This is a genomic window from Peredibacter sp. HCB2-198, assembly GCF_045999315.1.
In the GTDB taxonomy this organism is placed as follows: Bacteria; Bdellovibrionota; Bacteriovoracia; order Bacteriovoracales; family Bacteriovoracaceae; genus Peredibacter.
This window is the reverse complement of record NZ_CP174607.1, coordinates 220,766-239,286: the sequence shown is the minus strand read 5'-3', so window position 1 is coordinate 239,286 and position 18,521 is coordinate 220,766. Positions and strand designations below refer to the sequence as shown.

General features: G+C 42.7%; 18 protein-coding genes. 9 read left to right on the top strand and 9 right to left on the bottom strand.

Translation table 11 applies throughout. The features are described 5' to 3' along the window. Positions 1–24 precede the first annotated feature (24 nt). A complete protein-coding gene (locus tag ACJVC5_RS01270; RefSeq protein ID WP_408097567.1) occupies positions 25–687 on the bottom strand; it encodes a hypothetical protein in 663 nt (220 codons plus the stop codon). A gap of 171 nt (positions 688–858) precedes the next feature. On the opposite strand from ACJVC5_RS01270, the gene ACJVC5_RS01265 reads away from it, so the two are divergent. Both ACJVC5_RS01265 and ACJVC5_RS01260 read left to right on the top strand, forming a co-directional pair. Then, a complete protein-coding gene (locus tag ACJVC5_RS01265) occupies positions 859–1,215 on the top strand; it encodes a hypothetical protein (RefSeq protein ID WP_408097566.1) in 357 nt (118 codons plus the stop codon). Positions 1,216–1,218: 3 nt separating this feature from the next. Further along, a complete protein-coding gene (locus ACJVC5_RS01260; RefSeq protein ID WP_408097565.1) occupies positions 1,219–2,193 on the top strand; it encodes a hypothetical protein in 975 nt (324 codons plus the stop codon). Positions 2,194–2,216: 23 nt separating this feature from the next. Here the strand turns inward: ACJVC5_RS01260 and mtnC are convergent, their stop codons facing one another. From mtnC to ACJVC5_RS01235, 5 genes are all read right to left on the bottom strand, one after another. Then, positions 2,217–2,903 (bottom strand): acireductone synthase, encoded by a 687-nt coding sequence (gene mtnC / locus ACJVC5_RS01255; protein WP_408097564.1) that lies wholly within the window; start codon positions 2,901–2,903, stop codon positions 2,217–2,219. Continuing rightward, positions 2,900–3,430 (bottom strand): 1,2-dihydroxy-3-keto-5-methylthiopentene dioxygenase, encoded by a 531-nt coding sequence (locus ACJVC5_RS01250; RefSeq protein ID WP_408097563.1) that lies wholly within the window; start codon positions 3,428–3,430, stop codon positions 2,900–2,902. The genes mtnC and ACJVC5_RS01250 overlap by 4 nt, the downstream gene beginning before the upstream one ends. Continuing rightward, the gene (gene mtnB, locus ACJVC5_RS01245; protein ID WP_408097562.1) at positions 3,430–4,056 is read right to left on the bottom strand and encodes a methylthioribulose 1-phosphate dehydratase; all 627 of its coding nucleotides are present in this window, start codon (positions 4,054–4,056) and stop codon (positions 3,430–3,432) included. Before mtnB ends, ACJVC5_RS01250 begins: the two co-directional genes overlap by 1 nt. Before the next feature lie 75 nt (positions 4,057–4,131). Then, positions 4,132–4,890, bottom strand: coding sequence for a siderophore-interacting protein (locus ACJVC5_RS01240; RefSeq protein ID WP_408097561.1), 759 nt, complete (start codon positions 4,888–4,890; stop codon positions 4,132–4,134). A 24-nt stretch (positions 4,891–4,914) separates the two neighbouring features. Then, positions 4,915–6,039 carry a fatty acid desaturase gene (locus ACJVC5_RS01235; protein WP_408097560.1) on the bottom strand — a complete coding sequence of 375 codons (1,125 nt, stop codon included), beginning with the start codon at positions 6,037–6,039 and terminating at the stop codon, positions 4,915–4,917. A 255-nt stretch (positions 6,040–6,294) separates the two neighbouring features. Here ACJVC5_RS01235 and dnaE point away from each other — a divergent pair, with 255 nt between their 5' ends. The 5 genes from dnaE to ACJVC5_RS01210 are packed head-to-tail and all read left to right on the top strand — an operon-like array spanning position 6,295 to position 13,996. Then, entirely contained in the window at positions 6,295–9,951 is a 3,657-nt protein-coding gene (gene dnaE, locus ACJVC5_RS01230) for a DNA polymerase III subunit alpha (protein ID WP_408097559.1), read from the top strand. Beyond that, positions 9,948–11,252, top strand: a complete 1,305-nt coding sequence (locus tag ACJVC5_RS01225) for a hypothetical protein (protein ID WP_408097558.1) — start codon at positions 9,948–9,950, stop codon at positions 11,250–11,252. The genes dnaE and ACJVC5_RS01225 overlap by 4 nt, the downstream gene beginning before the upstream one ends. A 16-nt stretch (positions 11,253–11,268) precedes the next feature. Beyond that, the gene (locus ACJVC5_RS01220) at positions 11,269–12,198 is read left to right on the top strand and encodes a hypothetical protein (protein WP_408097557.1); all 930 of its coding nucleotides are present in this window, start codon (positions 11,269–11,271) and stop codon (positions 12,196–12,198) included. Between the two features lie 53 nt (positions 12,199–12,251). After that, positions 12,252–13,574 carry an HD domain-containing phosphohydrolase gene (locus ACJVC5_RS01215; RefSeq protein WP_408097556.1) on the top strand — a complete coding sequence of 441 codons (1,323 nt, stop codon included), beginning with the start codon at positions 12,252–12,254 and terminating at the stop codon, positions 13,572–13,574. Then, positions 13,571–13,996, top strand: coding sequence for a hypothetical protein (locus tag ACJVC5_RS01210; RefSeq protein WP_408097555.1), 426 nt, complete (start codon positions 13,571–13,573; stop codon positions 13,994–13,996). The genes ACJVC5_RS01215 and ACJVC5_RS01210 overlap by 4 nt, the downstream gene beginning before the upstream one ends. 25 nt (positions 13,997–14,021) lie before the next feature. On the opposite strand, the gene ACJVC5_RS01205 is transcribed toward ACJVC5_RS01210, so the two are convergent. From ACJVC5_RS01205 to ACJVC5_RS01195, 3 genes are read right to left on the bottom strand one after another with little or no spacing between them, the layout of a single operon-like run. Beyond that, the gene (locus ACJVC5_RS01205; RefSeq protein WP_408097554.1) at positions 14,022–14,291 is read right to left on the bottom strand and encodes a hypothetical protein; all 270 of its coding nucleotides are present in this window, start codon (positions 14,289–14,291) and stop codon (positions 14,022–14,024) included. A 43-nt stretch (positions 14,292–14,334) separates the two neighbouring features. Then, the gene (queC, locus tag ACJVC5_RS01200; RefSeq protein WP_408097553.1) at positions 14,335–15,003 is read right to left on the bottom strand and encodes a 7-cyano-7-deazaguanine synthase QueC; all 669 of its coding nucleotides are present in this window, start codon (positions 15,001–15,003) and stop codon (positions 14,335–14,337) included. After that, positions 15,003–16,766 (bottom strand): phospho-sugar mutase, encoded by a 1,764-nt coding sequence (locus ACJVC5_RS01195; protein WP_408097552.1) that lies wholly within the window; start codon positions 16,764–16,766, stop codon positions 15,003–15,005. Before ACJVC5_RS01195 ends, queC begins: the two co-directional genes overlap by 1 nt. Positions 16,767–16,892: 126 nt before the next feature. Between ACJVC5_RS01195 and ACJVC5_RS01190 the strand changes: the two genes are divergently transcribed. Beyond that, on the top strand, positions 16,893–17,141 hold the full coding sequence (locus tag ACJVC5_RS01190) for a ferredoxin (protein ID WP_408097551.1): 249 nt from the start codon (positions 16,893–16,895) through the stop codon (positions 17,139–17,141). A 71-nt stretch (positions 17,142–17,212) separates the two neighbouring features. Beyond that, on the top strand, positions 17,213–18,493 hold the full coding sequence (locus ACJVC5_RS01185) for a putative Na+/H+ antiporter (RefSeq protein WP_408097550.1): 1,281 nt from the start codon (positions 17,213–17,215) through the stop codon (positions 18,491–18,493). The last annotated feature ends 28 nt before the right edge of the window (positions 18,494–18,521 follow it).

Sequence of the window (18,521 nt, the reverse complement as noted above, 5' to 3'; positions counted from 1 at the left end):
GCTCCGGATGGAGCCTTTTTATTTTTAGAATAGAATGTCTGAGAAATCACCCTGAACGCAGTCGCTGCTGTCTTCGTCGTCATTCGCACAGAATGTCACGTTACGAAGATCAACTGTATTGAGATCAACATCTTTCTCATCAGTCACAACTGTTTTAAAGCCCTCGCCCTCTGTTAGAATGAGGTTACTGAAAGAAGGTCTAGTCAGGTCATATTTAAATGTCAGGGCCTCGATTGAAGTGTTCCCATCTTCATCAGTTTCTTTTACATCCATTTGCATTGTGACTTGTTCACCAGCTTTTACCAGAGACTTAATGCTTGCAGCTGATGCATCAAGAGCTTCCAAGTCTGCTGACAGAGTTGGCCTAGCAACATAGAACACCACTGTCTCTTCATAGTTCTCATATCCAGCGTTGATACAAGCAGAGCTAGGAACAAGAGTAAGAGATTCTTTTGAATGAACGATCATTTTCTCACCTTCGATACGAAGAATGGTTTGAATGGCCGTTTGTGAATACTGACAATCTTCAACTTTTGCCGTCGTCACAACTTTCTTAGACATACCTGGAGTGGCCTTTTCTAGAATGGCCTGTTTCTGGGTAAGAAGTGTTTTGAAGGCCTTTACGTCAATGCTTTGAGCAAATGCAGATGTGCTTACTAAGAGCGAAGAAAGAATAAGAAACTTCATATAAACGACTCCTGAAAGTGAATGGACGATATCCCATAAAACTTATTTCTTCTTTGATTTATCAAGAAGCTATGAAGTTTTACAGACCCCAAAGTGACACCACTGGAAGTCATTGAAATTTATGAAAAATTTGTCGTCGCCCAATGGCTTTTGATATGGTACATCCCAGGCATGAAAAATATTTTAATCCTTCTTGCCCTGGTGGGCTGTACTAAGAAGTACGCTGATTACGATCTCATTCGTAAGGTCGATTTCAATAAAGAAAGTTATGAGAGGCCAATCACTCTCACTAAAATTGTGCCAGTTGGAAACGATCAACTCGAGGCATGTTTTAATCAATGGCTTTTCTTCTCCAACGCAGAGAAAGAAAAAGATTCTGCCATCCCATTTCTTGTAAGAAGTCTTTGTCCTGGTAAGGATTATCTTCTACAAGCTGAAATGACTGAGCAGTGGTGGACCACCATTATCTTCACCCGTTCATGTGTGAACGTTGAAACGAAGTGTGCTGAGGCAAGAAAAGGTAACTAATTCGTGCTTCGATTCTTTGTTCTATTTCTCTTATTATTTCCATTCGCAGTTTTTGCTCAGGGTGTGGTGAAAGAGATTCACTCATCCAATGAGATCTTTGTTGAACTGGTCATTCCGAATGGTTTTAAGAAAGACCAGAAAGTTTTAATTACGGGCCAGGCCAATAAAAAGCTTGTTGCTTTGGGGACAATTCGTAGTGAGATAGACCCATACAATCCCGGTATCTTTAAAGTCAGGATCGAAGAACTTTTTGATAATCATTTAGTACTGGTTGGGGACGTTGTTGAAGTCGTCAATTATAAGACTCTGCGGGATATGAACATTCCGGGTTTTAACTCACTGACACTCGCCGATGGAAAAAGTACACCCGCCGAATTTCAAGAACTGGCCTACTTTGGAGTTTTTACTTCTGAAGGTCACACTCTCGAAAAACATGAGGCCCTCATTAGTCCGTTTCAGGTCCAGTATGGAGTAACGAATGATTTCGGAGTAAAGGTCGTCAACGCTCTTTGGTTTGATGGTTACGCAAACTTAGGACTTAAGTACCGGGCCCTCTCAAATAAATATGCTAAGATCACCCTAAACACCCTTGGTGCTTACAAAGTTCAGCAACAAGACTGGATTGGACAATTTGGAGGGGTTATTACAGTTCCTTCGAACTCCAAGTTCCAAAATCACTTCATGTTCACGGCCACTTTCGATCCTCAGTATCATGATTCAAGGGCCACCAAGGACCTCGATCTTTTTACGTACTCGGATATTAGAAGCATTACTGAATACATCACTGATGATTGGGATCGTATTCTCTATGGTCCGGTTTATAACGTAGAACTTCAGACCTTCGGGGGAACCGTTTCCTATATGTGGATCTGGTCGAACTTCCACATCAGTCTCGGAATTGCGACTCAAGACTTTACCAATTTGACCTTTGGGCCAAAGGGGTATTACTACGTCTTTGATGCATTCTGGAGATTCTAAGAGCGCCGGTCGGCGCTCTTAAGTTATAGATAATTTTTGAAGGTATCGAATGACGTGATGGATTCAAAGCGAGAAGACTTTGTTCCAGGTCGAAGTAATTGAGTCACACCCATTCCAGCGGCCTCTGCTGCCACTAACTCTTCAGGAATGTCAGAGAAGAAATGAATTTCTTCAGGTCTTAGACCAACTTCCTGGGTGATTTTTTGATATGAAGTGACTTCTCTTTTTCCACCTACATTCGTGTCGAAGTAGTACGAGATCATCGGAGTGAGATCGCCTTCAATCGAATAACCGAAAATAAGTTTCTGAGCATGAACTGAGCCAGAAGAGTAAATGCCGACTTTTGAGCCTTTTTCTAGAATCGTTTTGAAGAACGGTTTTGTATCAGGGTAAACGTGACCCTTAAAATCATTCTTTGAGTAACCTACGTCCCAAATAAGACCTTGAATGGTTTTAAGGGCGCGGTGTTTACGATCTCTCTTGATCCACTCCTGAAGTTTATCTATGACTTCATAGAGCCCCAATTGGCGCTTTTCTTCCTTCCATACAGTGTCGCGAACTTCCTGAATGGCATCTACCACCAGAGGGTGAGTCTGGTGATGAAGAATATAGTCCTGCATGCATTTTGCTGAATAAGGAAAGAGAACCTTGTGAACAAAGTTAATGTCCGTGGTGGTTCCTTCAATATCGAATAAGAATAATTTGATCATAGTTGGTTATACTTTTGGTCTTTACCGCTGTTCGTGTAATTTGCGACCCATCCTTCCTGAGTTTGGAAAACACGGATTGCTTTTACATGATACTTTGGAGCGAGATCAAACCAATGAGTGTAGCCCTTAGGTACAGAGATGAAGTCACCTTTTTCGCAGAGAAGTTTGAACACTTCCTGGCGGTCGGCCAAATGGAAGAAGAACTGACCCTCACCATCCACAAAGAATCTCACTTCGTCTTCAGAATGAGTGTGCTCGTTTAAAAACTTGGCACGAATCGCTTCAACATTCGGAGTATCTTTGTGAACGTTGATAACGTCAGCGCTCTGATAACCATGTTTCTTCATATAAGGACCCAGTTCATGCTCATAGGCCTTAAGAATTGTTTCCTGAGAATCAGAGTCATTCAGAGGCATTGATGCTTGCCACTGCTCAAAAATGATCCCGCGATCATTCATAAATGTTTTAATTTCTTTAGGGTCACGGATTTCTTTTCTTTCCGGATCCAGGAGAGTGAGAACGGCCATTAGAATCTCCTCATCATGTGATAGCATTCAAATAAAAATTCGTAAGTCTCAATATGTCTCTTCGCTGTCGCAATGTCCTTGCCCCAACTATAAAGTCCGTGTCCTGCGATTAGGAAGCCATGGGAATTTTTGTCCAGACGACCTTTCACATTGTTTAGGATCTCCGACATGACTTGTGAGTTTGGAACAATTGGAAGTGTCTCCACTAAATCATGGGTCTTATTGCCTTCGATCCCTTTAAGAATCTCAAAGCCTTCGAAACGAATTTGCTTTTCCTGAACTAAAGAATGAGAAAGTACGGTCCCGAGAACAGAGTGAGTGTGAAGGACACAATTTACTTCCGGAAACATTTCATACACTGCTGTGTGAATTTCAGTTTCGGCCGAAGATTTAATTCCAGGTTTATTAAAAGGCGGAAGAATTTCTCCCTTTTGATTAATCAGAATTAAATCAGAGCCACAAAATTTACTCTTATCCACGCCCGAGCGTGAGATAATATATTCCGATTTATTTTCAGAACGAACTGAATAGTTCGTTGAAGTAGCAGGGGACCAGCCTTTTAGATTAAAAAAGCGAATGGCCTCAAGCAACTCTTCTGTTAATTTTTGATTTAAACCGGTGAACATAGGAAAGGCTCCTTAAAACAAGAGCCTTTCCTACCTCGAAGATCATGATATTACAAGCAAAGACTCTGTGCAGGACTATTTCCAATAGCCGGTGGCCTTAATATTTTCTTCTTTAAAGTTATAGGCCTTCAGAAGAGTCGATTTTAAGATTTTTGTGACACTCATTTCACCACTGATGATGGCCAAAGGTTCACCTTGAGGAAGCTCAATCTTCTTCAACGCTTCCTCAAAGGCCGTAAATTCACCTTTGCTCTTCCCGTTACGAGGAAGCCAGGTGATATCTAATTCAGCATTCGTTGAGAAAGGGTACTTTTGAGTTTCGTCTTCGATCTCTAAGAGAGCGATTACTTTGGTTCCGGCCGGAGTTTCTTCCAAACGACGCGCAAAAGACGGCATGGCCGATTCATCACCCATAAATAGGTACCAATCAAAATCAGGGTAAATGAATGAACCGCGAGGGCCTGCGATGCCCAATTGCTGGCCAACTTCTGCTTGAGCGGCCCAAAGGCTGGCCGGCCCTTTTTTGTGTAGAACAAATTCCAGATCGAGTTCATTGGTCACCGGATCATACTTTTTAGGAGTGTAATCACGTCCAATGGCGCCTTCTGGCAGAACGGGTTTGCCTTCAATGACGGTTGGAATGAGTGGTTTCGTTTGACCGGGTAAGGGAAAGAATACTTTCACATGATCTTCCGGGGCACTCGAAATAAATCCAGTGAGTTCATCCCCGGTCAATGTAATTCGACGAATTGACGGAGTAACGTCAGTGATTCGTTTTACGGTAAGTGTCCGAACTTTTAGTTCATGAGTTACGCGTTTAGGTAGTTTATCCATTGGACCTCTTTTCCCCAGTGGGGATTAGGTCGCATGATGAGTCGCCATTTGCATTGAAAGTAGACCCATCTCCCACTGAGCATAAAGCTCTTGGAATTCTGCCTTGGCCTGTTGGATACGGGCCTTTAGCTCTTCCATCTGGAGATGAAATTCAGCGGCTTTTTGTTCTTTTTTAAGCCTGTATTCTTTTTTGAGGTCATCCAATTTTTTTAAAGCAACATGAACCTGAAGAGACAGCTCTTCCAGAGTCATTTTGTGATCATGCGAGTGATTATATTTATTGGCGAGAACTTTCATTTTCGCCTTGAGAATACTAAGTTCAGAAGTTCTTTTTAAATTAGTGGCAAGACCAACTCGAGACATTAAATTAACGGCCCATTTTGTTGGGTCCCACTGATACCAACGAAGACCGTTACGGTAATCGAGTTGGAATGTGTGATGGAAATTATGGTAGCCCTCGCCAAAAGTGAGCAGGGCAAGGAAGAATGAATCACGAGCTGTTTGCGAATCGTCGTAAGGACGTTTGCCCATCATGTGGCAAAGAGAATTAATAAAGAACGTCGCGTGTTGTACGCCGGCCACTCTTAAAAAACCAACAATTGCAAAACTCCCAAGCCATGAACCTGTAAGATATCCCATGATAAGGCATGGAATAACGTTTACTAAAACTGTGATCGGAAGAAGGTTACGATCTTGCCACATAACCAGTTTGTCGTTGGTAAGATCTTTCGGATAATTAGCATTTGATAAATTTTGATTGCGGATAATCCAACCTACATGGGCATAGAAGAATCCCTGATTGATGTCGTATGGATCACCATCAGTATCTACATTTTGGTGATGGATGCGGTGATCAGTGGCCCATTTTAGAACTGAGTTTTCACCTGCAGCGGCACCAAATAGGAGATAAAAAAGTTTTATCATTGGGTTTGCCTGGTATGAACGGTGGGCAAACAAGCGATGGTAACCACCAGTAATCGAGAACCCTGTGAGAATGTACATAATCACTGCCGGGATCAAAAGGTAAGGGTTAAAACCCTCTAGCCATACATGTAGAATCAATAACACTATTCCAATCACAGGAATGGAAGTGATGAAAATTAAGTTGAAGAGATCTAGTTCTTTAAATGAATATCCAATTTTTTTCACGCAATCTAACCCTTTTAGAGACCCGAAATTTTTGCATATTCTGCTCGTAAATCCTAGTTCGAATCTAATCTTGAAAATTGTTTAGGTCTGAGAGTGGTGCGGGATGAATTTACAAGCACTTGTATTGGGGAGAAATAGTCGGATTTTTGACTCGTAAATCTTATCTATTGCTGCATTGCCAATTAGTGGTCTTTTCCCTCTAAAAATGGTTATCTTAGAGAGTACACCTACCACACAATCTCGAGGACTCTTAGTATGAAAAACCCCTTCCTTGGAAGTGATTTTCAAAATACCCGTCAGGACAGTTTTGTTCACTTACATTTGCATAGTCAGTACTCATTACTTGATGGTGCGATTCGTTTAGGGGACTTGTTCAAGAGAGCAAAAGAACTTGAGATGCCGGCGATCGCTTGTACTGATCACGGTAACATGTTTGGTGGAATTGATTTTTATACTCGTGCGATTTCTTCCGGCATCAAACCGATTCTTGGTTCAGAGATTTATTTTACTCCTGGCTCACGTCATGACCGTCGTGCTCCTAAAAACTTAAAGACGCTTGATTCTCAAGATGAAGTGGAAGGGAAACACCAAATTCACCACTTGATCCTTCTTTGTAAAAACCTAACTGGTTATCGTAACCTCTGTAAGCTTTTATCGAAGGCCTACCAAGAAGGGTTCTACTATAAGCCAAGAGCCGATGTGGAACTACTGAGAGAATTTTCGGAAGGATTGATTGCGACTTCTGCATGTCTGAAAGGTGAAGTTGGTTACAACCTTTTCACAGGTCAAGACGATCGTGCCCTACAAGCGGCGATGAAGTTCCGTGAAATTTACAAAGATGATTTTTATCTGGAGATTCAAGAGAACGGAATTCCTGAGCAGGTGGATGTAAATAAGAAGATCATCAACTTCGCCAAAGATTATTCAATTCCTCTGGTTGCCACAAATGACTGTCACTACCTGACCCGCGAAGATGCGGCCGCTCAAGAAGTGCTCATGTGTATTCAAACGGGTAAGACCTTTGAAGATGAAAAGCGCATGAAGCTTTCTACGACAGAGTTTTATTTCAAATCACCTCAGGAAATGCGTGAGGCCTTTCACTATATTCCAGAGGCCTGTAATAACACGCTTAAAATTGCGGACTCTTGTAACCTTGAGATTCGTTGGCAGGATGAAAAAGGGAAGCAGATTTACCTTCTTCCTAAGTTTGAAATTACAACTCAGGAAACAGAAGAGGATTACTTTGCTCGTATGGCCCGTGAAGGTCTACAAGAGCGTTTTGAAGGTCCACACTTCAAACACCTGGTGAGTAAAGAGAATTGGGAAAGTGAAATTAAACCTCAATACCTAGAGCGCTTGGAAGTAGAAGTTGGTCTTATTAAACAAATGGGATTCACTGGTTACTTTCTGATCGTATCGGACTTCATTGGTTGGTCGAAGAAGAACGGGATTCCTGTTGGTCCTGGTCGTGGTTCTGGTGCGGGTTCAATTGTGGCCTATGCTTTAAAGATCACGAACGTTGACCCGATTCCATACAATCTTCTCTTTGAGCGATTCATTAACCCTGAACGTATTTCGATGCCAGACTTCGATATCGACTTCTGTCAGGACCGTCGTCAGGAAGTGATTGAATATGTGACCAAAAAATACGGTGAAGAGCGCGTAGGTCAGATTATTACCTTCGGTACTCTTTCTGCGAAAGCGGTTCTACGTGACGTATCTCGTGTGTTTGCTCTTCCATACGCTGAAGCAGATGCCCTGGCGAAGCTTGTCCCAGAAGAACTTGGTATTGAGCTTCAGGATGCGATTGATAAAGAACCTAAACTTAAAGAACTTGAAGATAATGATCCTAAAGTTCGTCGTATTCTTCAAATTTCAAAACGACTGGAAGGTCTTAACCGTCATGCGGGTATTCACGCTGCCGGAGTAATTATTACCAACGAACCACTTGTCACTTATTGTCCGCTTTTCCGTGGGGCCAAGGGCGAACAGGTTGTTCAATTCGATAAAGACTTCTCTGAAAAAATTGGTCTGGTGAAGTTTGACTTCCTTGGACTTAAAACCCTCACTGTAATTTCAAACGCTGAGAAGTTTGTTCGCCGAGATTTAAAGGCCGACTTCGATATTGAAGACATCGACATGAACGATGCTTCTGTTTACGACATGATTTCAGAAGGCCAAACCGTAGGTGTGTTCCAGCTAGAGTCATCGGGAATGCAGGATCTTTGTAAACGGATTAAGCCAGGTTCTATCGACGATATTACCGCGATCAACGCTCTCTATCGCCCGGGTCCGATGGGCATGGGGATGCACTTAAAGTTTGCTGAGATCAAAAACAAAATTAACGGTGCCATTGAAGAATATGCCTTTGAAGAATTAAAACCTGTTCTGAAAGATACTTACGGAATTATCGTTTACCAAGAGCAAGTAATGAACGTAGCTCGAGTGATTGGCGGTTACTCGTTAGGACAAGCGGACATGCTTCGTCGAGCGATGGGTAAGAAGAAGGCCGAAGAAATGGCCGCCCATAAAGAGATCTTCCGTAAGGGTGCTCTTGAGCGTGGATTCGATGAAGAAAAATCAATCCAGCTTTTCGACTTGATGGAAAAATTCGCGGAATACGGATTCAACAAGTCCCATGCCGTGGCCTATTCAGTGGTTGCTTATCAGACGGCTTTCCTGAAACGTTACTACCCGGCCCAGTTCTTTGCGGCCCTTCTAGGTACCGAGATCAACAACAAAGAAAAGATCACGGCGTATATTGCTGAAGCAAAAGAATTTGAAATTGAAATCCTTCCTCCGGACGTAAACGAGTCTCTATGGCTCTTCAACGTTATTGGTAACACTCGTATCCGTTTCGGTCTTGGTGCCGTTAAAGGTGTGGGTGAAGGTGCCGTCGATGACATCGTAAAAGAGCGCACGGAAAATGGCCCATTCAAGGGCTTCGTTGATTTCTGTGAGCGCGTAAATCTTAAATCGGTGAACAAGCGTGTGATGGAGGCCCTGATTAAAGTAGGCGCTTTCGATTCATGCGAGAAGTATAACCGTAAGACGTTACTTGAGAACATGGAGTTTATCGTTGCCTTCGCTGAGAAGAAACAAGAAGAAAAGCTCATGGGACAAACGTCACTCTTTGATATGGGTGAAGTCACTCAAAGTTCTGAAGAGCAGTTAAATATTGCTGAATCGGCGGAGTTTGATGAGAAACAAAAACTTTCCCACGAAGCAGAACTTCTTGGGATTTATGTTTCTGGGCATCCGCTGATGAGATTTAAAGACATCATGGAGAAATTGACCTCCATGAATCTGTCTCAGATCCATGAGCTTCCGACAGTTCCGAAGCCAGAGGGATTTAATCCTCGTCGTGGGGATGAACATGATCCTTCCAAGCGAAGTGTGGTCATTGCCGGTATGATTTCTGAATCAAAAGTCATCCTGAGTAAGAAGGGTGATAAGATGGCCTTCGTTACTTTGGAAGACCTACACGGCAAGATCGAATGTATCTTCTTCCCGAAAGTATTCGCTGAATTCCAGCAGTTTTTAACTGCTGATGAGCCACTGGTACTTTCTGGATATGTAAGTCTTGAGGACGTGAAGAAATTCTTCCCGACCAAAGTTGGCCTCCTGAAAAATGAATCGGAAGAACGTGTGACCTCGGTTCGCGTAAATGTTCCACTTCAAAACCTGAATGCTTATTCGTTGTCTCAGATGAAGCAGATTCTTCTGAGCTACCGCGGGTCAGTACCGATTCATTTTATTTTTGATACTCCTGAAGGTCGTGCCCGTATGCCACTGGATGATAACTTCTTGGTAAGTCCATCTCCGCAAATGGCGGCAAAGATCAATGAGCTTCTTAATACAAACTCAGTGTCTTTCATCGTTGATGGTAAAGTAGAGGAAGTTAGACAGTGAAATTTTTCCTGCTTCTTATTTTGATGACTGCGTCCGTTTCGTGGGCGCAGCTTCTTACTGAAAAGAAAGTCACCAGACAATTAAATGTCCCCAACGCGGACGGCGCTAAACCTTATCTTTTGTACACGGCCACGAGTGAGGCCATTGCTCAGTATTCAACAGAGCTTGGATTTAATCATGAGGAATTTCAGAAGAAGCTTCAGGAAAAGTTTGAAAAGCATTTTGAAAACTACCGGGAGCGGAAGTTGTTTGAGCGTTTTGGGAAGAACTATCAGGCATCACTCACACCTGAACAAAAGACCGAGTTTTTAAATGGTCTTGAGGCCCATCGAGAAGCAGAGCTTATTAAGTTCACTCGAATACTGGAAATCCTGGATCAATTTCAATTTAAGACCATCGAAAATCCTAATGCGACTTCCACTTGGAACGCGACGGTTGAAGTAAATATCAACCGCGTGAAGTTGGATAAACTCGTTCAAAGAATGATGTCGGAAGTCACAAAGCAGTATCCAAGAATTAATCTAATTTCTGAAATTAATTTGATAGGGATGGATTGGAATGAACTCGGATTGGAGCGAGAGCTGAGCTTTTCTTCGCCGATCATGACCTCATGGCAAAATTGGTTGGCCAGTAATCAACCGGCCAATGTTGAAGAAGTTGTTCAGTGCCTTGATGAGTGTTTAATTAATTTTAAACGTTGGCAGGAAGTAAGTCAGGATGAAGGCATGCAGGTTTCACCTGAGCTACAAAATAATCTCTGGCTAAAAGTTTCATTCAATTTAAGACGTGTTCGTCATCTTCAAAGTTTAAATGAATGGACCTTTGAGTGGGACGGTAGCGCCATTCTTTTAGATGCCAACACTAAACGACTTCTGGCCTCTGAAACTCTACCACTTCAAACTCGCACTTGGAGGGGACTAGACCAGAAGGGCCTTAATTCCGCCCTTGCTAGTCAGATGTATCGCACTCCCATCAGTGCCTTCAGCACTTTCACAAAAAAAATAGGGGATCTTCCACAACTCAACCGCATTGCCCGTCTGATTGTTCAGGGACAAAACAACCTTGGAGATGTTTTACAGTTGATGGAATTGCTCAGAAAAGAAGGAAAAGGTATCAATCTCGAGCTACAGCTCGATCGTTTCTCTCATAATGAGGCCCAGCTTCTCGGATTCTATCAAGGTGAGGAAAAATCGTTTACTGATTTATTGTCACGCCTAAAAGAGTTAAAATCATCTCATAGCTACAGCTTAGTGAATGAATTTACTGGCATTCACCATGTTCTGAAGCTTATTGCTGAATAACTTTTTAAGGATGATTATGTTCGCTTTGCGCTGGGGTGTGTTCCCTTTATTGGCAATTGCCTTTTTACTCGAATCTTGCGCTCCTATCTCGCGCAGAAAGCCTGTTAATCAAGCGGCCAAAGTAAATAAGGTCTCAGATTTTAGTCCCATCAAAAAGAAGATTGCGCTTCTTACTTTCTACAATGAATCTCCTATGGGAGGCGAAGACCTGGCAATTACCGCAACAGAAGAGTTTCGTCGCGAAATGATTAAGTCTCGTGATTTTATCATTGATCCAGAGGGTGAAAGCATTTTCGGTAATTCGAAAGAAATCTATGCTGGTGGAGGAATCAAACTTGCGCAACTTGCTCGTAAGGCCAAGATGTCAGGCGTGAATATTGTGGTTTTCGGTCGCGTGAAAGAGGCCCGTATTCGTCAGAAGAGTGATGAAATTGGATTTGTACGCAAGCTTAAATCAATGGCCGAAACTTACGTTGAGATCAAAGTTTATGATGTTCTTTCTAACAAAGAGCTTTTTTCTGAAACGGTAGACGGAAATATCTCTGATGATAATCTTCGTTTTTATCAGGAAGACTCAGAGGAAAACCTCGCTTACCGCCAGGATTTATTGAGATACTCAGTAAAAGTGGCCGTTCGTAAGTTTGTACCAAGAGTGACAAAAATTGCCAGCAGATTAGACTGGATGGGCCGAGTGGCAAAAATCATCGGCACACGTATCTATATCAATGCTGGTCGAACCTCTGGAATTAACTTGGGAGACATTCTTAAGGTTATAACAGAGGGACAAGAAATCTATGATCCTGAATCTGGTGCTATGATTGGAATGTCCCAGGGCGAGGTTAAAGGCACCCTGGAAGTGGTGGACTTCTTCGGCCAGGATGGAGCTATTTGTAATCTGCATTCAGGTGGATCTGTGACTGAAGGGGACTTTGTCCAACTATATTAATGACAACACCAGTACGGAAGCTCCCATTCTTAGTTGTCTCTTCATCTCCCTATATGAGGGGGATTCTGAAGTTCGTTCTCGAAACACTTCTCCATACAGAAGTAACGGAACTTGAATCAGAGGAAAAGGCACTTTCCTTCTTAAAAAACCTGGACTCAGTTCCGAGTATGATCATTTATGATTACACGCCGAACGCTTACCTCTTAGAAGATTTCATCGGATATCTAAAAGACAATTCCAAACTGGTTCGAATCGTTATCCTGGTGGACAAGATTCGTGAAGAAGGGAAGGAGCTTTTAAAAGATCAGCATCAGATGGTTCTGATGGATGAGTCGACTCTTCCTGGTGCCCTGGTTGAGGAATCTAAAAAGCTTTTTGCTGGCTCACCATTTTTAAATGAAGAGCAGTATAGCCGGATTGATATTAACTTCCTCGCCATCCTGGATGGAATCAATAAGAACCTCTTTATTCGTATTGGTGCCGATAAATATATCAAGATCTTCCATGAAGACGACAACACAGATGTACTGGACCTGACGAAGTATAAGAGCAAGGGTATTAACTATTTTTACCTCACTCGTGATACCGCATTATGGGTCATTAATCAGATTCAGAACCAAATTGATATTTTCCTTAAGGCCAACAACTTCCGTTTTGTTTTAAGAGGAGCGAGTGATTCTCCGGAGAAACGGTTCGAACAGAAAATTCTTCGCATTGATGATGAGGTCCATGTAGATAAGGACTTCAAAGAATCTATTGAGAAAGCAGTGGAAAAAATTCGTGCCATCGTAGAGAAAGAAGCGAAGGTTGAATCTTTTCTCCGGGTATTGAAAGAAAATCAGCATCACCATGCTTTATTCACCCAGAAGATGAATCTGACGAGTCTTATGTCTTGTGTGCTCGCCAAGCAACTGGATTGGATCTCAAAGACCACGATGGATAAGCTGGTTTATGCGTCCGTCGTGAGCGACATTACATTGGCAGTTCGACCTGAACTTTTAAAAATTCCAAATTTGCATGAGTTTGAGCGTGTAAAGAACACTCTCTCGGAAGAAGATCAAAAGATCTTTTTATCGCATCCTAAGGACGCTGCGAATCTTATTAAACGTTATTTTACTTCTGCTCCGCCTGATACGGACGCATTGGTCTATCAGCATCATGAATTGCCAGATGGAAGCGGATTTCCATTGGGCCTTCGCGCCGAAAAAATTTCACCTCTCTCGGCTTTGTTCATAGTGGCCACGGACTTTTCATTCTATTACTTACAGGATGACGAGCCGACTATGGACGACTTTCTTTTGAAGTGCCATAGTCGTTATGACTTTGTGAACTTCCGTAAAGTCATTAAAGCTTTAGAGAAGGTGAAAAGAAAATGATAAAATTTTATTTCATTGTACTCGCGCTGTTCCTCGTCGGTTGTGCCAGTGAACGGCCGAAGTTTAAGAAAGAAAAAACCTGTTCTCATGTCTCTTTGAAGTATCTGAATAATCCCCGAAACCAAAATAAGCAGCCCATTAATAGTCCTGATCTCAACATGAAGCTTGCTTCGACTCAAAAGAGCATGCAGTTATGCTATGAGGACTATAAGAACCGCACAGGCAATGATGAGTTCAATACATGTATGGTGGTAGGTGTGGATTATTTCGGAAACCTGGACTTCTATGAGTTTTCATCTCAAGACGTGAAATTGGATGAGACCTTCATGCAATGTGCGCTCGCAGTGACAGGGCAGGTTCAGTATGCGGACTATGGAAGAAATTTTATTTTAGTTCAGTCTTATCAGTTCTATGAGGATTAAAAAGGGCCCTTAAAGGGCCCTTCGATTATTTTTTCTTACCTTTCTTTTTGTCCCATTTTTCTTTCATTTCTTTCTTTTGCTCCATCATCTTGTCCTTACAAGCTTTAAGAGCAGCATCGTCCTTGGCCCCGTCTACACAGGACTTGTTCTCTTGAATCATTTTCATTTTTTTATCGAGCTTTTCAGACATCTTCGCCTTCTTTTCAGCGAAAGGAAGCTTGTCCCATTCCTCGTGATGATCAGCGAAAGCACCGACAGAGCCCAATAATAGAGAAGCAATTAGCAATGTTTTCATACACACTCCTTGTGTTAATCATTGCTGCTAGTTTAAAGGCTGTCTATTTGTAGTCAATGGGATCTTTGATTCCAGCTTCACGGAAACCACGTAAACGTAGCGCACAAGAGTCACACACACCGCATGCTTTATCTGAGCTCTTGTAGCATGACCAACTTAAGGCGAAAGGAACTTTTAATTCCTGACCTTTGAGCACAATGTCGCGCTTCTTCATCATCAGCACTGGAGTAACGATCTCAATGTTGCCGGCCTTGGTTCCTTCTTTGATCACTCGATTGAAGGCCTCGTAGTAGCTTGGACGACAGTCCGGATATCCAGGAGAGTCTTCATAGTTGGCACCAATATAAAGCTTGGTGGCACCCACCACTTCTGCCCATGAAACGGCCAATGAAAGGATAATTGAATTTCTGAAAGGGACATAGGAATCGGGGATGACATTAGAATCACCCTGATAGGTTTTCACGTCGATCTTTTCATCAGTCAGTGAGCTACCACCAATCTGCTTTAAGAAAGTCATATCAATAATTTTGCGATCACTTTCTTTGATATGGTAAAAGTCGGCGATATCATCGAATGATTTGCGTTCACGAACTGAGGTCTTCTGACCGTAGTTCATATGTAGGAATGACACTTCCTTATTTTCGGCCAGCGCTTCACCAGCACAAACCAGAGAATCCATTCCACCACTTAGTAGGACAATTGCTTTTTCCATTAGGCCTTTTCGCAAAACTCTTTAATTTTGTCTTCGATGATTTTTACTTTCTTAAGGGCATTCAATTTCTTCGCAGCGAGATCACCCTCAGTCTCACGAACCATCGTGTAGAACTTGATCTTAGGTTCAGTTCCTGATGGACGAAGGAACAGCTTGTTGCCGCTCGCAAACGAGAAACTCAGTACGTTACTCTTAGGAAGAGCAATCGCTTTATTGCTCTTTAAACGAATGTCAGATGAAATTGATGCTTCATAATCTTCTTTACCTACGATTTCCTCACCAGCAAATTGAGTCTCTGGATAGTGGCGGAAGAACTCCATAATGCGACCAATTTTCTTCGCACCTTCAATGCCTTCGTAATCAAGAGACACGAGTGACTCATAAAAGAAACCAAACTTTGAGTAGATCTCATCCAGAGCGTCCACAAGAGACATGTTCTTGCGCTTATAATAGAGGGCAACTTCTGACATAAGGGCCATCGAACTCACGCCATCTTTATCGCGTGATTCATTGTGAGGCATATACCCGAACGACTCTTCTGAGGCGAAAACGAAGTTGTACGGAGATTTTTGGACTTCAAGATCACGAATCAATCCGGCCATCCATTTGAAACCAGTCAAAGTGTCCATCACTGTTCCGCCAAAGTGTTCAACGATGGCGTTTTGAATAGGTGAGGTCACGATGGATTTAATAACGAGAGCTTTTTCTGGAAGCGTTTTCTTTTCTACTTTTGTGAAGAACACATAATAGAGCATTAGGGCCGCGATCTGGTTACCGTTAAGGATCGCAGGCTTTCCATGATCATTAACAACAACACCAAGACGGTCACCATCAGGGTCAGTACCGTAAACGATATCACCGTTGTTCTTCAGCATATAATCAATCGCCATTGCCAGAGCTTTTGGATCTTCCGGGTTTGGTGATTTTACTGTTGGGAAGTTTCCATCTGGTTTTGCTTGTTCAGGAATAGAGTAGAAGTTTGTGAAGCCCAGACGTTTAGCAGTTACGTTACATGGAACTTCTGCTGAACCATGAAGAGCAGTATAAACAATCGAAAGCTCTCCACCGTGTTTTTTGCAAAGATCTAAATCTTGAATAACTTTCTTCTCGATCACTTCATAGAAAGCATTCTCTACTTTCTCATCAGTCCAAACCGCGAGTCCTTTCTTTTCGGCCTCTTCGAATGGCATGTACTTAATCTTGTTCCAATCAGTCAGCTCGTTGTACTGGTTGATGATTTCTTTATCCACTGGCGGAACTACTTGAGCTCCATCGTTCCAAAACGCTTTGAAGCCGTTATAGATAGGAGGATTGTGGCTGGCAGTAATCATGATGCCTGCCTGGGCCTTATAATAGCGAACACCGTAAGAGAGCATTGGAGTTGGGGTTAGCGCTCGGAAGACGTATGCTTTAATTCCGTTGGCCGCAAACACTCCTGCCGCTTCCAGAGCAAACTCTTTTGAGCAGTTTCTAGAATCGTAGGAAATTACTGCCGAGCCACCGTTGAAATGTTTAATAATGTTGTTTGCTAGGGCCTGAGTTGCACGACGAACATTGTAACGGTTCATGCGGTTCTGACCCATGCCCATAGGGGCACGAAGGCCACCAGTACCAAACTCGAGGTCACGGTAGAATCTCTCAGTCAGTTCAACTTCGTTCTTAGGAAGATCAGCTAAAAGCTTTAAGATCTCCTGTCGATCTGCTTCGCTAAAGTAAGTGTTATTACCCCATAAAGTTGCGTTCTGAATGATTTTTTGATCCACGGATCCTTCCTTAGTTTGATTCTGGTAAAAACTAACTGTCCTCATTGGTAAAGTCAAAAATAACGCGCGGCGAATATGGCCTTCTTTCTTGATAGTATTCACTGAGAGAATTAGAATGGGGGCCATATGGCCAACGTAAAAAATAAACACCCAAAAAATATCCCAGGTCCCTTTTACTGTACTGATCCCGATGATGATGGGGGAGAGGGCTGTATCGCGTGCAACGTCTGTTATTCGGGTGCTCCTGAATTCTTCGCAGAAGATGACTGTGGGAATGCTTATGTAAAAAAGCAGCCAACAACACCTGATGAAATCGCTCTGTGTGTAGAACAGATGGATGCTTGCCCAGTAAACTCTATTGGCAAAAACGGCTAGTCCCTTTTTTCTACCATAATTTTCAATTCCCCTTAAACTATAAGAAATATGTTTCTTAAAAGGGGAATGCAATGAATCCTAGTTTTATCCAGGTCACGGCGACTGTTATCTTCGCTGTTGCCATCTTGCACACCTTTCTGGTGAGTAAGTTCGCGCACATCGCGCACAAGTATCCTGAAGGTTCTTTCGGTGAAAACTTTTTCCACTTCATGGCCGAAGTTGAGGCCGTGTTTGGTATGTGGGCCTTTGTTTTCTTAGTGATCATGATGGGTCACGAAGGTTTCAGTGCTCCAGTTCATTATCTAGAAGCTCTAAACTTCACTGAGCCAGGTTTCGTGTTCGTTATTATGGCAATGGCGGGAACTCGTCCGGTGATTAAGCTTGCTGAGAAAATTATTGTTTTCATTTCAAAGCTCATCCCACTTCCTAGAAAGATGGCCTTCTATGTGACTGCTCTAACGGCGGGACCACTTCTTGGTTCATTCATCACTGAGCCGGCTGCAATGACAGTGACTGCGATCATTCTTCTTAAAAACTTCTACTCGAAAGAGATGTCGACGAAGCTTAAGTACGCTACGATCGGTCTTCTTTTCGTAAACGTTTCAATCGGTGGTACTCTTACTCACTTTGCTGCTCCTCCGGTTCTTATGGTTGCTGGTAAGTGGGGTTGGGGAATCAGCCACATGCTTCTAGCTTTCGGTTATAAAGCGGCGATCTCTTGTCTTATTTCTTCTCTGGCAATTGCTTTCTTCTTTAAATCAGAACTGTCTGGTGATTTCCAGCTTCGTGCTGATAACAATGAGAAGATGCTTCCTCCTTGGTGGGTAACACTAACTCACGTTGTGTTCCTGGCACTTGTGGTACTTACAGCTCACCACATGGTGGTTTTCCTTGGTCTGTTCCTTTTCTTCCTAGGTTTCACAATCTGTACTCAGGAATTCCAGGATGAGATCCAAGTGAAGTCTTCTCTCATGGTAGGGTTCTTCCTTGCTGGCCTAATTGTTCTTGGATCTGAACAGAAGTGGTGGTTACAACCGTTAATTTCTGGAATGTCAGATCAGGTTCTTTACTTTGGTGCTACCGCCCTTACAGGTATCACTGATAACGCTGCTCTTACATACCTAGGTTCTCTAGTTGATCTTACAGAATCAGCTAAGTACTTCCTGGTTGCTGGTGCGGTTACTGGTGGTGGTCTAACGGTTATTGCCAACGCTCCAAACCCGGCTGGTTACGGTATTCTAAAAGATTCTTTCGGTGCTGATGGGATTTCTCCTCTAGGTCTATTGAAAGGTGCTCTTTTCCCAACTGCGGTCGCGATTCTTTGTTTTGAACTTCTACCTTCTCTAGGTTAAGAATATAAGGGGCACTTAGGTGCCCCTT

Bases quoted from the DNA above. Each gene is read 5' to 3' on its own strand.
- ACJVC5_RS01270 (WP_408097567.1), bottom strand. From the start codon at position 687: ATGAAGTTTCTTATTCTTTCTTCGCTCTTAGTAAGCACATCTGCATTT.
- ACJVC5_RS01265 (WP_408097566.1), top strand. From the start codon at position 859: ATGAAAAATATTTTAATCCTTCTTGCCCTGGTGGGCTGTACTAAGAAG.
- mtnC (WP_408097564.1), bottom strand. From the start codon at position 2,903: ATGATCAAATTATTCTTATTCGATATTGAAGGAACCACCACGGACATT.
- ACJVC5_RS01250 (WP_408097563.1), bottom strand. From the start codon at position 3,430: ATGGCCGTTCTCACTCTCCTGGATCCGGAAAGAAAAGAAATCCGTGAC.
- mtnB (WP_408097562.1), bottom strand. From the start codon at position 4,056: ATGTTCACCGGTTTAAATCAAAAATTAACAGAAGAGTTGCTTGAGGCC.
- ACJVC5_RS01240 (WP_408097561.1), bottom strand. From the start codon at position 4,890: ATGGATAAACTACCTAAACGCGTAACTCATGAACTAAAAGTTCGGACA.
- dnaE (WP_408097559.1), top strand. From the start codon at position 6,295: ATGAAAAACCCCTTCCTTGGAAGTGATTTTCAAAATACCCGTCAGGAC.
- ACJVC5_RS01220 (WP_408097557.1), top strand. From the start codon at position 11,269: ATGTTCGCTTTGCGCTGGGGTGTGTTCCCTTTATTGGCAATTGCCTTT.
- ACJVC5_RS01215 (WP_408097556.1), top strand. From the start codon at position 12,252: ATGAGGGGGATTCTGAAGTTCGTTCTCGAAACACTTCTCCATACAGAA.
- ACJVC5_RS01210 (WP_408097555.1), top strand. From the start codon at position 13,571: ATGATAAAATTTTATTTCATTGTACTCGCGCTGTTCCTCGTCGGTTGT.
- ACJVC5_RS01205 (WP_408097554.1), bottom strand. From the start codon at position 14,291: ATGAAAACATTGCTAATTGCTTCTCTATTATTGGGCTCTGTCGGTGCT.
- queC (WP_408097553.1), bottom strand. From the start codon at position 15,003: ATGGAAAAAGCAATTGTCCTACTAAGTGGTGGAATGGATTCTCTGGTT.
- ACJVC5_RS01190 (WP_408097551.1), top strand. From the start codon at position 16,893: ATGGCCAACGTAAAAAATAAACACCCAAAAAATATCCCAGGTCCCTTT.
- ACJVC5_RS01185 (WP_408097550.1), top strand. From the start codon at position 17,213: ATGAATCCTAGTTTTATCCAGGTCACGGCGACTGTTATCTTCGCTGTT.